This is a genomic window from Alsobacter sp., assembly GCF_059501845.1.
On record NZ_JCACDK010000011.1, the window covers coordinates 89,037 to 103,496 of the forward strand.

Annotated in this window: 15 protein-coding genes; 3 read left to right on the plus strand and 12 right to left on the minus strand. The window is 66.5% G+C overall.

Annotated features, from left to right (window positions below):
- Position 1: 1 nt before the first annotated feature.
- The 3 genes from pstB to AC5JCN_RS07870 all read left to right on the plus strand — a co-directional run bounded on the left by pstB (position 2) and on the right by AC5JCN_RS07870 (position 2,170).
- Complete coding sequence (gene pstB / locus AC5JCN_RS07860; RefSeq protein WP_495754480.1) at positions 2–775, plus strand: phosphate ABC transporter ATP-binding protein PstB; 774 nt, start codon at positions 2–4, stop codon at positions 773–775.
- Positions 776–824: 49 nt separating this feature from the next.
- The gene (gene phoU / locus AC5JCN_RS07865) at positions 825–1,538 is read left to right on the plus strand and encodes a phosphate signaling complex protein PhoU (protein WP_495754481.1); all 714 of its coding nucleotides are present in this window, start codon (positions 825–827) and stop codon (positions 1,536–1,538) included.
- A 143-nt stretch (positions 1,539–1,681) separates the two neighbouring features.
- A complete protein-coding gene (locus tag AC5JCN_RS07870) occupies positions 1,682–2,170 on the plus strand; it encodes a hypothetical protein (protein ID WP_495754482.1) in 489 nt (162 codons plus the stop codon).
- A gap of 4 nt (positions 2,171–2,174) precedes the next feature.
- Here AC5JCN_RS07870 and AC5JCN_RS07875 read toward each other — a convergent pair whose 3' ends face one another.
- The 12 genes from AC5JCN_RS07875 to AC5JCN_RS07930 all read right to left on the minus strand — a co-directional run bounded on the left by AC5JCN_RS07875 (position 2,175) and on the right by AC5JCN_RS07930 (position 14,434).
- Positions 2,175–2,588 (minus strand): hypothetical protein, encoded by a 414-nt coding sequence (locus tag AC5JCN_RS07875; protein ID WP_495754483.1) that lies wholly within the window; start codon positions 2,586–2,588, stop codon positions 2,175–2,177.
- A gap of 167 nt (positions 2,589–2,755) precedes the next feature.
- Positions 2,756–3,373, minus strand: coding sequence for a 30S ribosomal protein S4 (gene rpsD, locus AC5JCN_RS07880; protein ID WP_495754484.1), 618 nt, complete (start codon positions 3,371–3,373; stop codon positions 2,756–2,758).
- A 190-nt stretch (positions 3,374–3,563) separates the two neighbouring features.
- Positions 3,564–4,031 carry a hypothetical protein gene (locus AC5JCN_RS07885; protein ID WP_495754485.1) on the minus strand — a complete coding sequence of 156 codons (468 nt, stop codon included), beginning with the start codon at positions 4,029–4,031 and terminating at the stop codon, positions 3,564–3,566.
- 56 nt (positions 4,032–4,087) lie between these two features.
- A complete protein-coding gene (locus AC5JCN_RS07890; RefSeq protein WP_495754486.1) occupies positions 4,088–5,050 on the minus strand; it encodes a hypothetical protein in 963 nt (320 codons plus the stop codon).
- A gap of 258 nt (positions 5,051–5,308) precedes the next feature.
- On the minus strand, positions 5,309–6,166 hold the full coding sequence (murI, locus tag AC5JCN_RS07895; protein ID WP_495754487.1) for a glutamate racemase: 858 nt from the start codon (positions 6,164–6,166) through the stop codon (positions 5,309–5,311).
- Between the two features lie 81 nt (positions 6,167–6,247).
- Positions 6,248–7,480, minus strand: coding sequence for a flavin monoamine oxidase family protein (locus tag AC5JCN_RS07900; protein WP_495754488.1), 1,233 nt, complete (start codon positions 7,478–7,480; stop codon positions 6,248–6,250).
- Positions 7,477–8,319: an RNA methyltransferase gene (locus AC5JCN_RS07905; protein WP_495754489.1), complete on the minus strand. Its 843-nt coding sequence runs from the start codon at positions 8,317–8,319 to the stop codon at positions 7,477–7,479. Before AC5JCN_RS07905 ends, AC5JCN_RS07900 begins: the two co-directional genes overlap by 4 nt.
- 268 nt (positions 8,320–8,587) lie before the next feature.
- Positions 8,588–9,658 carry a BMP family ABC transporter substrate-binding protein gene (locus tag AC5JCN_RS07910; protein WP_495754490.1) on the minus strand — a complete coding sequence of 357 codons (1,071 nt, stop codon included), beginning with the start codon at positions 9,656–9,658 and terminating at the stop codon, positions 8,588–8,590.
- 92 nt (positions 9,659–9,750) lie between these two features.
- A complete protein-coding gene (locus tag AC5JCN_RS07915; RefSeq protein WP_495754491.1) occupies positions 9,751–10,665 on the minus strand; it encodes an ABC transporter permease in 915 nt (304 codons plus the stop codon).
- 2 nt (positions 10,666–10,667) lie between these two features.
- Complete coding sequence (locus tag AC5JCN_RS07920) at positions 10,668–11,738, minus strand: ABC transporter permease (RefSeq protein WP_495754492.1); 1,071 nt, start codon at positions 11,736–11,738, stop codon at positions 10,668–10,670.
- Complete coding sequence (locus AC5JCN_RS07925) at positions 11,728–13,302, minus strand: ABC transporter ATP-binding protein (RefSeq protein WP_495754493.1); 1,575 nt, start codon at positions 13,300–13,302, stop codon at positions 11,728–11,730. Before AC5JCN_RS07925 ends, AC5JCN_RS07920 begins: the two co-directional genes overlap by 11 nt.
- 157 nt (positions 13,303–13,459) lie before the next feature.
- A complete protein-coding gene (locus tag AC5JCN_RS07930; RefSeq protein ID WP_495754494.1) occupies positions 13,460–14,434 on the minus strand; it encodes a quinone oxidoreductase family protein in 975 nt (324 codons plus the stop codon).
- Positions 14,435–14,460 lie beyond the last annotated feature (26 nt).

Genomic DNA, 14,460 nt, shown 5'->3' on the forward strand with positions numbered 1-14,460 from the left:
CATGACCGCGCACGTCAATCTCCCGGAAAAAGTCACCGTCAGGAACCTGAAGTTCTTCTACGGCGAGAACCTTGCCCTGAAGACGATCAACCTGCCGCTCTACGACAGGAAGGTCACCGCCTTCATCGGACCGTCAGGCTGCGGAAAGTCCACGCTGCTGCGCGTCCTCAACCGCATGTACGACCTCTACCCGCGCCAGCGGGCCGAGGGCGAGGTGCTGCTCGATGGCGACAACATCCTGGACCCCAAGCAGGACCTGAACCTGCTGCGCTCCCGCATCGGCATGGTGTTCCAGAAGCCGACGCCCTTCCCGATGTCGATCTACGACAACATCGCCTTCGGCATCCGGCTCTACGAAAGCCTGCCGAAGAGCGAGATGGACGACCGCGTCGAGACGGCGCTGCGCGGCGCGGCCCTTTGGGACGAGGTGAAGACCAAGCTCGACGCCTCCGGCCTCAGCCTCTCCGGCGGACAGCAGCAGCGCCTGTGCATCGCCCGCTCGGTGGCGGTGAAGCCCGACGTCATTCTGTTCGACGAACCCTGCTCGGCTCTCGACCCCATCTCGACCGCGAAGGTCGAGGAACTGATTGACGAGCTCAAGCAGACCTACACGATCGCCATTGTGACCCACAACATGCAGCAGGCCGCACGCGTGTCCGACTACACGGCCTTCATGTACCTCGGCGAGCTCGTCGAATTCGGCGAAACCTCGAAGCTGTTCACTTCGCCCTCCGAGAAGGCGACCCAGGACTACATCACCGGCCGCTTCGGCTGACACCACCCGACAGGTGCCGCCAGTGCCTGCGACCGAATGCGAGGCCATAATGACAGATCATACCGTTTCCTCCTTCGACACCGAGTTGCGCGATCTCAAGCGAATCATCGCCGAGATGGGCGGAATCGCGGAGACGATGCAGGCCGACGCCATCGACGCGCTGTCCCGGCAGGACGTACGCATCGCGCAGAAGATCATCGCCGCCGACCCGCGCCTCGACCAGCTTCAGCGGGAAGTGGAAGAGAAGGCGATCATGATGATCGCGCGGCGCCAGCCCATGGCCGTCGACTTGCGGGACATCATCGCCACGATCCGCATCGCGAACGACCTCGAGCGGGTCGGCGATCTCGTCAAGAACGTCGCCAAGCGCGTGCTCGCGATGGAGGGCCAGTTCCCGCCCCAGAAGCTCATGGCCGGCTTCAACAATATGAGCCTGTTGGCCCTGAACCAGTTCAAGCATGTGCTGGACGCCTACACGACCCGCGACGCCCAGGCGGCCCTTTCCGTATGGCAGCGCGACGGCGAGATCGACCAGCTCTACAACTCGCTGTTCCGCGAACTGCTGACGTACATGATGGAAGATCCGCGCAATATCGGCTTCTGCACGCACCTCCTGTTCAGCGCGAAGAACATCGAGCGCATCGGCGACCACGCGACCAACGTGGCCGAGACGGTGTACTACCTCGTCACGGGCGAGAGCCTGGCCATAGACAGGCCCAAGGCGGACGATGAGATCAACGTGAAAGTGCCTCATCCCGGCTGACGGCGAAGGGCGTTCGTGCAACGCCTCGTGACTTCATCGCGGACAACGGGGCGGGCACTCTTGCCCGCCTCATGCGTTGAGCCCCATTGTCGCTGCAGTGCAGCGTCGTGACCGGCGCGGGCTCCGTGCCGGGGAAAGCCAGAATGATGCCGAAGCTCGCTGTTCTCGTCCTCGGCTCGGCTTTCGTCCCGGCCCTCGCAGGTCCCGCCTCCGCCGTGGCCGCGGATGGGCTCGCCATTGATCGTCTCGGCGGTTTCAAGGGCCAGTGCACGTCCATCGTGGTGGCAGGACAGCCGGCGAACTGCGCCGGCGACGGCGGCGTGGTCTACATGCACCTGCGCAACAAGCGCACCATCTGGATGGTCGGTCTCGCCGACGGACGGTCTGCCCTCGCCTTCATCGGGGAAAGCAACCGCAAGGTACCCATGGACGGCGCAGTGCTGCGGCTGACCCGCGTGCGCGCTGGCGACGACCCCAACACCGATCCTGTCCCCGTGACCGGAACCTGCACCTACAGCGCCAAGGGAACGAGCCCGGCGGCGTTGCTGTGCGAGGCGATCGGCGACGATGGCCGCAGCTACAGGCTGGATTTCCGCGCCGACGGCACGCCGTTCGACCTCAGGCAGTTCTGAGCGCTCAGTTGGCGCCCAGCACCTTCAGCGCGGCGTCGCGCTTGGCTTGGGCCAGAGCCTCGCGCTCCTCCCCTGAAGCCCGGCGGAATGTTTCGACGGTCTTGTCGTACCCGGTTCTGTCGAATGGTTCGCAGGACCCAGCGATCAGCGCCTCGTAGACGACAAGGACGCGGCTGCGCTGGGCGTCGGTGTCGCGCTGGAGAAGGCCAAACTGGCGCACCGCTCGCAGCTTGTCCTCGTCACCCATGGTGCCGAACCTGCCAAGACCTCGCCTCGCGACCAGCAGCTGGTCGACCATGCCGCCATAGTGTTTGCTGGCCCTCGTCATCTCGGCCCGCGCGGTCGAGCATGCGTCTTGAGCATGGCCGTAGGTGGCGGATACAGCACAGATCAGGCCGGCGACAAAGAAACCGCGCATCACGTGTCATCCCAGGAAGAATCCGTGCGGATGTTTACGTGACACCGATTAAATGATGTTGAAAGTGGTCTGCGAAACACCGGCCTGTGCGGTACGGCGCCGGACAAAATGCAGAAAAGCCGCCCTCTCAGGCGGCTTTTCGCAGTCAACAGCGTGAACTGGACCGTTCAGCGCGAGTAGAATTCGACGACGAGGTTCGGCTCCATCTGCACCGCATAAGGCACTTCCGACAGGGTCGGGACGCGCACGTAGCGGGCAGCCATCTTGGAGTGATCGACCTCGAGATAGTCGGGCACGTCACGCTCGGGGAGCTGGGCGGCCTCGAGCACGATGGCGAGCTGCTTGGAGGCTTCCTTCACCTCGACCACGTCGCCCGGCTTCACGAGGTAGCTGGCGATGTTGACGCGCTTGCCGTTCACCCGGATGTGGCCGTGGTTGACGAACTGGCGGGCAGCGAACGGAGTGGCCACGAACTTCGCGCGGTACACGACCGCGTCCAGGCGGCGCTCCAGCAGGCCGATCAGGTTCTCGCCGCTGTCGCCCTTCAGGCGGATCGCCTCAGCGTAGTACTTGCGGAACTGCTTCTCGGAAATGTTGCCGTAGTAGCCCTTCAGCTTCTGCTTGGCACGCAGCTGCGTGCCGAAGTCGGACATCTTGCCCTTGCGGCGCTGTCCGTGCTGGCCGGGGCCGTATTCGCGACGGTTGACAGGGCTCTTCGGGCGGCCCCAGATGTTCTGGCCGAGGCGGCGGTCGATCTTGTACTTGGCTTCTGCGCGCTTTGTCATCGCGGTTCCTCTCGGACACGAGTACGAGGAACGCGCCCTCCTCTGCCGGTTTCCCGGCCGACAGGTCCCTTGCGAGCGTTCGCGCGGAACCGCGGGTGCGTCAAACGAAGCGCGGGCCCAAGGGCCCGCGTCGCGGCTTGCCTAGTGGACACACAGGGCATTGTCAACCGGGAGACCCTCGACCTGACGCTCAGGGCTTCACGTCTCGGGACATGATGGCAAAGCTGTGGTCCGGCGCATCGTAGATCGTTTTGAACCCGTCTTCGGAGAGAGCTTTCTCGGCGGCCCTGTCCACGACGGCAACGATCATCTTCCGCGCGATGTTCTTGTCCCGGATACTCTTCAATTTGGCAACGTCGGCTGTCACGTCCTTCAACAGACGATCGGTCTGGTACTTGTGCGACTGTGCCTTGATGTTGACGGCCACCATGTTCGCCCCGAACGTGGCGTTGATGATCCAGTCCAGTCTCACGTGGTCGAGAGTGTACTCCCGCCGGAAGTCGAACGGGTCGGCACCCCGAGTGTCCAGCCAGCACGGAAAATCGATCTGGATCCAGTATTCCCACCCGCCTTCCACATTCAGGATGGGCGCGAGGAAACGAACCTTGAGCCAGCTTGCCGTGTCTCTCGGCAAATTCGCGATGTCGTAGGGTTGCATCGGTGTTCTCCACCCGCCTGGCCAGGCCGCTCGGGGTCTTCGCGGGCCAGCCTGCGCTATCGGGAGGCAAGGAGCCGGCGGGCTACGTCTGCTTCCCAGGTCGAGGGGAAAAGATCCTCCAGCCTGAAGCTGTTGAGGCCGCCCGGGGTGGGTGACAGCATGTCCCTGGCGATGAAGTGGTCCAGCGTTCGCTCGACACCCTTGTACTTCTCGAATTCGAGCATCAGCTTTTCGCGGTCGGCTTTCAGGCTGTCGACGATTTCGCTGTAGGTGGCCTTGGTCGATATGTAGTCCTTGATATCGCTCTTCCTGATCTCGGCGAGGCTCTTGGCCTGGGCCTCTCGGATGGCCAGAATTTCTCCGTTGATGAAGTTCAGTTCCAGTTCCGTCGTGCGCAGGATCTGCGTCAGGCCAATCGCCCGCGCCTCGTCGACGCTCATGTAGGCGGAGAAAACGATCTGGAACGAACCGATGAACTGTCGCGAAAAGAACTCCTCCCGCCGATAGGTCCGGCCGCTCGTCGCCGTGAAGAGGTGCAGCCCCCCGGCAAGCGGCATGTCGGACATCGACGAGTCCTGCTTGGCTTCGGAGACCGTGGCGAACTGGCTGATGAAGGTCGACACGATCGCCTGGACCCGCGCGACGATCAGCGTGTAGTCCCCAGCGAAGACCCCGGCGAATTCCTTCGCCTTGTCGATGGTCGACTTCTCGGCGTGGTTGGAACCCGGAACCTTGTTCGAGGGGTAGTCACCCTTTGACAGGGCGCTTCCGATCGCAGTGATGATCTTGTTGATCCGCTCGAGGCCCCAGTCGTCGTAGTTCTGGTAATCGCTTTTGGCGTCGCCGCAGAGCCTTGCATGATCCCAGCCATTCTCCTCGTAATGGCTTTTCGCCTGCTTGATCATTTCCGAGCGAAGCCGGTCCAGCTCGACGTCGGATGCTTTTCTCACATCGTCCATGAACGCGCGAAATTTCGCGTCTTCCTGCTGTTTCTGTTCGATTGTCTGGGTCGCGCCCATGGGAAATCCTCGCGTTAAAAAGATTGAACAGAAAAGAAAGCACGATCAGCGTGCCATAGCGCTGGAATGCTTGAACTTCGTTCAGAGCAAAAGATTCTAAAGCTCCGAAGCGTCCATCATAGACCCGACGGACTGCTCGCTTTTGGCATAACCGAAGAGACAAACTGAACTTGAGGCGGTGGACATCCAATACCCGAACCTTATGAGGCTCGAATTCATAGAGTCAACCAAGAGGATCAAATTTCAACGTAAGCGAGTCTACTCGACTTCTACTATTTGCAGCTGGTTGAGGCCTTGCGCTGCAAGCACCCGCGGCAGCGCGGGTGACACTTCCGCTCCGGAGGTGAGGACGGCCATTGCCGCGTCGGGCGGTGCGAAGGCGTCCGGTGCCGGGCCGATCAGTTGCACGACGCGCCGTGCGATGGCGGGAGCCGGATCGATCCAGGTGACCGGCCAGGGCGCGAGGGCCCTGAGGCGATCCAGCAGAAGCGGGTAATGCGTGCAGCCCAGAACGACCGTGTCAACCCTCGGGCCCACGGCGAAGCAGGGAGCGATTTCGGCCGCAATGGCCTCGTCGGAAATCTCGTCGCCGCGAAGATACGCTTCCGCGAGCCCGGCCAGGACGGTCGAGCCGACGAGGGTGACCTTGCAGCCTCCGGCAAAGTTGCGGATCAATTCCTGAGTGTAGTCACGCTTCACAGTGCCGGGCGTGGCCAGCACCGCGATGTGCCGCGTTCGCGAGCCTTCCGCGGCCGGCTTGATGGCAGGAACCGTGCCGACGAAAGGAAGACCGGGGAACTTCGCCCGCAGCGCCGGCAACACCAAGGTCGATGCGGTGTTGCAGGCGATGACAACGATCCCGGGATTGAAACGACCGATGAGCCTGTCCATCACCGCGACGACGCGGGATACCAGTTCGGCCTCGCCGAGACGCCCATAAGGGAATGCGGCATCGTCGGCGGCGTAGACGAACCGCGCATCAGGACGTGCCCGCACCACCTCCCGGAAGACGGTGAGGCCGCCGAGCCCTGAATCGAAGACGAGGATCGTGGGAGCGCGCATGGGAAGGACGGTCACGCCCTCATACGATGCCCCCGCGAAAAGATCGACACCCATGACGTTGGCACCCTGCTGGCAGGCGTCATGCATCAGAGCCGTGGCGTGGTTAAGGCGGCGTAACTTTCCGCACGCCCCTGATCAATCCTGGAGACCGGACAGGATGCAGGCAGCAGCGCGGCGGCCCTCCAGCAGCGCACCTCCCACGGTCATGCAGGCCGGCCCGGCCGTTGCCTCGCCGGCGAAGTAGATCCTGCCGCCGACCGGCTGGGCCAGTGCCGCGCGTGCGGCGAGCCTGCCCGGCGGCACAACCGCGTAGGAGCCCTCGCTGAACGGGTCTGCCCACCACGCCGACAGCTCCCCGCCCGTGACATGGAGCCGGGCACCCTCGCCCACGATGCCGCAGAAGACCTGGAGCGCCGCGTCCACGGCGGCCTCCTCGCCGGCGCGCACGAGTTCGCGGGCGGCGTCGCCGCCGATGGTGGCGATGACGAGATTGCGGCCGAAATGCCAGGCGCCGAAGGCGAAGCCGAAATCGAGGTCACGCAGGTAGCGCCAGGGCGGAATGCCGAACCGCTCCCCGTCGAACGCGAGGGCGACCTTGGTGAGCGCTCCCATGGGAAGGTCGCGGATCGCTGCGAGTGTCGGGTCCGGCAAGGCGGGCGTGAAGAGGATGCGGCCGGCCGCGAGGACGCCGGTGGGCACCGTGACGACGGCGTGGCCGGCACGGACTGTCACGCCCGACGCCGTCTCCACCGCCACGCCCCGACCGTCCCACCGGATCGCGATCACGGGATCCCCGAGCTTGACCGGCAGCCCGTCCGCATAGGCGGATACGAGGCGCCCATAGCCGCCGGGCACCACGAGGTCCGGCCCCTCCCATGACGCGGCGATGTCAGCGGCCGAGATGCGCTCGGGATCCTCGCCGATGGCCTGCCGCCCGTAGCGGCGTGCCGCATCCGCGGCTGCGCTGTCCTCGGGACTAGCCAGCGCCGCGAGTGACCTGTCGGCGTCCGGCGTGACGGCATGGACGCGATCGAGGAACCGGTCGAAACCCTGCGCATAGGCTGCGCGCTCGGCAGGCGGAATCTCCTGGCCATTCCGCCAGGCGCTGCCGCGGTCCCAGCCCTCGTGCGGTTCCAGAGCGGCGCCGAGGTTCCGGGCGACGGCGACCCACGGATTCCGGTCGGCAAAGTGGACATAGGCCGCGCCGGCGTCGAACGGCATGCCGTGGAGCGTGTCCGTGAAGGCCCGCCCACCGACGCGCTCCCGTCCCTCGAGAACGACAACGGTCCGCCCGGCCTCGACCAGTACCCGCGCGGCTCCGATCCCCGCCGCTCCGGCCCCGACGACGACGACGTCCGCGTCCATCATTCGTCACTGCCTTGCGGCGGCGCCGGGCGGGTGCCCTTCGGCGTCTGCTTGGGACCCTTGCGCTTGCGCGTCTGCGGCTCGCGCGGCCCTTCGACGAGGCGAACGATCATGCCGCGCCAGGTGCGCACGTCCTGCTCGGTCATTTCCATGCGGTGGAACATATTGCGGAGGTTGCGGCTCATCACCGGGCGCTTGTGCGGCGGCCGAAAGAAACCGCGGTCCTCCAGCGCCTGTTCCAGATACCCGAAGAAGGAATGGACCATTTCCCGCGAGGCCGGCGGCCAGCGCGGCGTATAGGAGAACGGAAGCGGCGTCTGCGCGGCATTGCGAAACGCGTAGCCCAGGATCAGCACCGCCTGGGCGAGGTTGAGCGACGCGTAGGCCGGGTTGACGGGGTAGGTGAGGATCTGGTCGGCCAAGGCAATATCGTCGTTCTCGAGCCCGGTGCGCTCGCGGCCAAAGAGGACGCCGATCGTCTCGCCGGCATCGCGCCGCGCCACCATCGCCGGCCCCGCCTCGGCCGGGCCGACGACGATCTTGCCCTGCCCACGTTCGCGCGCGGTCGTCGCGTAGACGAAGGCGCAATCGGCCACCGCCGACGTCACGTCCCGGAAGATGCGGGCGTGGTCGAGGAGGAACTCCGCCCCCGCTGCGGCGGCGCGTGTCTTGGCATGCAGCCAGCGCTCGCGGGGCCGCACGAGCCGCAGATCCGAGAGGCCGAAATTCGCCATGGCGCGCGCTGCCATGCCGATATTCTCCCCGAGCTGGGGCTCGACGAGGATCACGGCCGGGCCGCCTTCCAGCGCAGGCCGCGTGCGGTCGGTTCCGGCTCCCGGCATCAGTCGTAAATCTCCCGCCGATGGGCCACGCGCAGCACGAGCACCAGCAGCACTTCATCCTCGAACGAGACAAGGATCCGGATATCGCCCTTGATAATTCGCATGGCCTTCAACTCGGCTCAGGCTGGATTGCTTCGCTTCGCTCGCAAGGACGGGTACGGTGTTCGCGTCCTTGCGAGGAGCGAAGCGACGAAGCAACCCGGGACGCGCCGCCGCGCGGCGGTCCCGGGTGCTGCACCGCATCGAGATGGGGACCGAGCCGCCCGCCTTACTTCGGCAGCTTGTCGTCGATGCCCTTCACGTAGAAGTTCATGCCGAGAACCTGCTCGTCGGAGAGGGCGCCCTTGCCCTTGCACTCCACTTCCTTGCCGTCCTGGTCGATGACCGGGCACTTGAAGGGATTGAGAGTGCCGGCCTTGATGGCGGCCTCGGTGTCCTCGGCAGCCTTCTTCACGTCGTCCGGCATGTTGGTGAACGGCGCCATGTTGACCATATTGGCCGCGAAGCCGCCCCACGTGTCCTCGGACTTCCAGGTGCCGTCGAGGACCGCCTTCACGCGGGCGATGTAGTAGTCATCCCAGTGGTCGACGATCGACGTCAGCGTCGACTTGGGCGCGAAGCGGATCATGTCGGAAGCCTGCCCGAAGGCGAGCTTGCCGCGGGCCTCGGCCTGCTGCAGCGGGGCCGGGCTGTCGGTGTGCTGCGTGATGATGTCGGCGCCCTGGTCGAGCAGCGCCTTTGCGGCGTCCGCCTCCTTGCCCGGATCGAACCAGGTGTTGGCCCAGACGATCTTGACCTTGATGTCGGGGTTGACCGACTGGGCCCCCAGCATGAAGGCGTTGATGCCCGACACGACCTCCGGGATCGGGAAGGACGCGACGTAGCCGATGACGTTCGACTTCGTCATCTTGCCGGCGATCACGCCCTGGACGTAGCGGCCCTCGTGGAACTTGGCGGAGTAGGTGGCCAGGTTCTTGTCGCGCTTGTAGCCCGTGGCATGCTCGAAGAAGACCTTCGGGTACTTCTTAGCCACCTTGACGGTCGGCTCCATGAAGCCGAACGAGGTGGTGAAGATGAGCTTGTGCCCGGAGCGCGCGAGCTGCTCGATGGCGCGCTCGCTATCGGCTTCCGGCACGTTCTCGAGATAGGTCGTCTCGACCTTGTCGCCGAGCGCCTTGTCGACCGCAAGGCGGCCCTGGTTGTGCTGGTAGCTGTAGCCGAAGTCGCCGATCGGCCCGACATAGACGAAGCCCACCTTGAGCTTCTCGGCCGCGGCCGCGGTCCCTGCGAGGGCCGCCGCGAGCGCCAGGGCGCCCACTGCCGTCATCAACCTGCGCATCAATCTCTCCACTCGAAACCGGGATGTTCCAAAGGCATCCGTGCCGTTCCCGACCGGCGCGGCGCCGCAAGATTAATGCCAGACCCTAGGCCTCACCGGTCCGGCACGAAAGGGGCCCCGAGGGATCCGGGCGCTGAAACGGCCCCCCGCCGTCCCAGCGACATGACGACGAGGGCCAAAATGGTGGCGACGTAGGGCAGCGCGCTGAGCGCCTGGGACGGCAGGCCCAGCGAGGCGGCCTGGGCATGCAGCTGGAGCACCGTCGCCCCGCCGAACAGGTAGGCCCCGAACAGCACACGCAGCGGTCTCCACGAGGCGAAGACCACGAGAGCCAGCGCGATCCACCCGCGTCCTGCTGTCATGCCGGGCGACCAGAATGGCGTGTAGACCAGCGAGAGATAGGCCCCGGCGAGCCCGGCGCAGGCGCCGCCGAACAGGATGGCGAGGAGCCGCACCTTCACGACCGGCAGCCCCAGCCCGTGCGCCGAAACGTGGTTTTCGCCGATCGAGCGCAACGTCAGCCCCGCCCGGCTCCGGCCGAGGAACCACAGGATGCCGAAGGCGAGCGCCAGCGAGACGTAGACGAACGGGTTCTCGCCGAACAGCAGGTGACCGGCCGGCAGGTCCGTCAGTCCCGGAACGTAGATGGCCGGTATCGCCTCGCGCTGCGTGCCGACGAAGCCCGCCCCGATGAGGCCGGAAAGGCCCAGGCCCAGGATGGTGAGCGCGAGCCCGGACGCGACCTGGTTGGTCGCGAGCCCCAGAACGAGAAAGGCGAAGATGCTGGACAGGACCATGCCTGCGGCAATGGCCGCGAGGATGCCGATGAGCGACGAACCCGTGAGAATGGCGGCCGCGAAGCCACAGGCAGCGCCGACCGCCATCATGCCCTCGATGCCGAGGTTGAGGACGCCGGACTTCTCGACGACGAGTTCGCCCAGCGCGGCGATGAGCAGCGGGGTCGCCGCCGTCACCACCGTCATCAGCACGGCTTCCCAGACCGGCATGCTCAGGCCCTCCCCGTCGTGACGATGCGCAGGCGGTAGGAGACCAGAGCGTCGGCAGCCAGCACGCACATCAGCAGCACGCCCTGGAAGGCGCGCGTGAGGTCGAGCGGCAGCTTCATTGCAATCTGCGCGTTCTCGCCGCCGATGACCGTCAGTGCAACGACGAGCGCGCCGAAGATCATGCCGAGCGGGTGCAGCCGCCCGAGGAAGGCCACCGTGATGGCCGTGAATCCGTAGCCTACCGAGATGCCGGGCTTCAGCTGGCCGATCGGCCCGGCGATCTCGATGATGCCGGCCAGCCCCGCCAGTGCACCGGAGATGCAGAAGGCGGAGACGACGAGCCGGTTGGCATTGAAGCCTGCGAAGCGCGCCGCCTTGGGCGCCTCACCCGCCACACGAACGCCGAAGCCGAACAGCGTCCGGCTCATGACGATCCACACGACCAGCGCCAGGACCGGCGCGATCAGCACTCCGGCGTGCAGCGATCCCTCGGTCAGCACCGGAAGCACCGCGCCGGGGTCGAACATCACGGTTTGGGGGAAATTGAACCCCTGCGGGTCCCGCCAGGGCCCGCGCACGAGGTAGTCGAGCGTGAGGTCGGCGACATAGACCAGCATGAGGCTGGTCAGAATCTCGCTGACGCCGAAGGCCACCCGCAGCAGCGCCGGGATGAGGGCGTAGAGAAGGCCGCCGAGCGCTCCCATCAGCAGGGCTACGGGAAGCACCCACGGGCCGGCTTCCGAGCCGTGCGTGGCGAGCGGCACCATGCTGCCCACCAGCGCTCCGATGATGAACTGGCCCTCCGCGCCGATGTTCCACAGGCCCGCCCGGAAACAAAAGGACAGGCCGACCGCGATGATGAGCAGCGGCGTGGCCTTGACCGCGATGGCCTCCTGCGACCACCCCTCCGTCAGTGGCTGGATGAAATAGACGTCGAGCGCCTGCGCCGGGGAGCGGCCCATGAGCGCGACAATGACGCCCCCGATCAGGATGGCGACGATGACGGCCGCCACGGGAGCGAGCACCCGGGCGTAGCCGGGAACGTCGGCCCGCGGGACGAGCTCAAGCCGCATGGTGGCGCTCCCCGCTGCCGGCCATAAGCAGCCCGATCGCCTCGCGGCTGATCTCGCGGGCGGGAGCCGGCGCGGACAGCTGGCCATCGTGGATGACCGCAATCCGGTCGGCGATGGCGAAGATCTCGTCGAGGTCCTGGCTGATGACGACCACCGCCGCACCGCGCCCGGCGAGATCGATCAGCGCCTGCCGGATCGTGGCGGCCGCGCCGGCGTCGACGCCCCAGGTCGGCTGGTTGACGACGAGGACACCGGGCTCGCGCAGGATCTCCCGCCCGACGACGAACTTCTGGAGATTGCCGCCGGAGAGCGTGCCCGCCTGCGGATCCTCGCGGCCCTTGCGCACGTCGAAGGCCTTGATGACGGACGCCGCAACGGCCCTGGCAGCCCGCGAATCCACGAAGCCGCCGCGCACGACGCCTCCCGTCGCATGGCGGGAGAGGACGATGTTCTCCGACAGGGTGAAGCGCGGCGCGGCCGCGTGCCCGTTGCGCTCCTCGGGGACGAAAGCCGCATTGCGACGGCGCCTCGCGTCGATCCCGTCCCTGCCCACCGGGACACCATCGATCGCCACGGCTGACGCGGCGTTCGCAAGCGTCTCGCCCGACATGGCGGCGAAGAGCTCCGCCTGCCCGTTGCCGGCCACGCCGGCAATGCCGACGATCTCGCCGCCCTGTACGGCCAGCGACACGCCGCGAAGCGCAATGCCATGGAGATCGTCGGGCTCGAGATCCAGCCCGGACAGGGCGAAGCGCACCGCGCCCAGCGCATGTTCGGCGGCCGGGCGAACCTGCGTCACCTCGCTGCCGACCATCAGCGCCGCCAGGCGCGCCACACTCTCCTGGCGGGGATCGCAGGCCGCGACGACCTTGCCGCTGCGCAGCACAGTGGCGCGCTGGCACAGGCGCTTCACCTCCTCCAGCCGGTGCGTGATGTAGAGAAGCGCGCACCCTCCGGCGGCCAGCCGCTCCAGCGTGCCGAAGAGCGTGTCGGCCTCCTGGGGCGTGAGCACGGATGTCGGCTCGTCGAGGATCAGGAGCCTCGGCTCCCGCAGCAGCGCCCGCACGATCTCGATTCGCTGGCGCTCGCCGGCCGAGAGCGTCCACACCGGCCGCCCCGGCTCGAGCGCCAGGCCGTAGCGGCTGCCCACCGCGGCGATGCGCTCCGCCAGCTCGCCGCGGCCGATTCCGGCCGGCAGTGTCACCGCGATGTTCTCGGCCACCGTGAGGTTGTCGAACAGGGAAAAATGCTGGAACACCATGCCGATGCCCAGCGCCGCTGCCTCGGAGGGCGAGGACAGCGTCACCGCCCTGCCCTGCCACAGGATCTCGCCCTCGTTGGGCTGCAGCAGACCGTCGAGGATCTTGACGAGGGTGGACTTGCCCGCACCGTTCTCACCGAGCAGGGCGTGAATCTCGCCTTCGCGAATGTCGAGGTCGATGTGGTCGTTGGCGGTTAGCGTGCCGAACCGCTTGACGATGCCCCGCAACGCGACGAGCGGCACGTCGCCGCTGCCGGGCAACGTGGCGCTGCCGCCGCGCGCAGTCCCATCGGCGCCGCTCATCGCCCCTCACCCTCCGCTGCCTGCGTCCGCCGGCCTGTTCGAGCCTGATCGTCCGCCGCAGTCCCCGCTTTGATCTTGCCCCGCCTGGAGCGCTCTCCGAAGCGCAGAGTTGAGCGCGAACCGCTCGCGATTCGCGAGCGGTCGTCAGAATTGTCCTCTACGGAATCAGGACGGTCGAACCCGTTGTCTCGCGACCCTCGAGCGCACGGTGCGCGTCGGCGGCCTGCGCGAGCGGAACCCGCTGGTGGATCGGAATCGTCACCGCTCCGCTGAGAATGACGTCGAACAGGTCCTTTGCCGTCGCTTCCAGATCCTCGCGCCGCGCGACGTAGGTGAACAGCGTCGGCCGGGTCGCAAAGAGGGATCCTTTCTGCGCGAGGAGGCCGATGTTGAACGCCTCGATCGGGCCGGAGGCCGAGCCGAAGCTGGCGAACATCCCGAGCGGCCGCAAGCAGTCGAGTGAGGCCGGGAAGGTCGCCTTGCCGATCCCGTCATAGACCACGGCGCACTTCTCGCCGCCCGTGATCTCGCCGACGCGGGCGACGAAGTCCTCCTTGCGGTAGTCGATCGTGTGGTGCGCGCCATTGGCCCTGGCGAGTTCCGCCTTCTCGGGCGAGCCGACGGTTCCGATGACGGTGGCGCCGAGGTGCTTCGCCCACTGGCACAGGATCAGACCCACGCCCCCCGCTGCCGCATGGACGAGGATGGTGTCTCCCTTTTCGACCCGGTAGGTCCGGCGCAGCAAGTACTGCGCCGTCATGCCCTTCAGCATGCAGGCGGCTGCCGTCTCGTAGGAAATGCCGTCCGGCAGCTTCACCGCCGACTTCGCCGGCACGTTGCGCTCGGCCGCGTAGTTGCCGTAGCCCACCACATAGGCGACCCGGTCGCCCACCGAGAAGCCCGTCACGCCTTCGCCGATCCCGATCACGTCGCCGGCGGCCTCGCTGCCGGGGATGAAGGGCTTGACCGGCGGCGGGTACAGCCCGGTCCGGTGGTAGACGTCGATGAAGTTGAGACCGGCCGCATGATGGCGGACCCGCAACTCGCCGGGGCCGGGCGGCGGCAGCTCGATGTCACCGTATTCGAGGACTTCGGGACCGCCGGGTTCGCGGACGATGATGGCCTTCACCATGGGATACTGCCTCCGGAAAGAGGGCG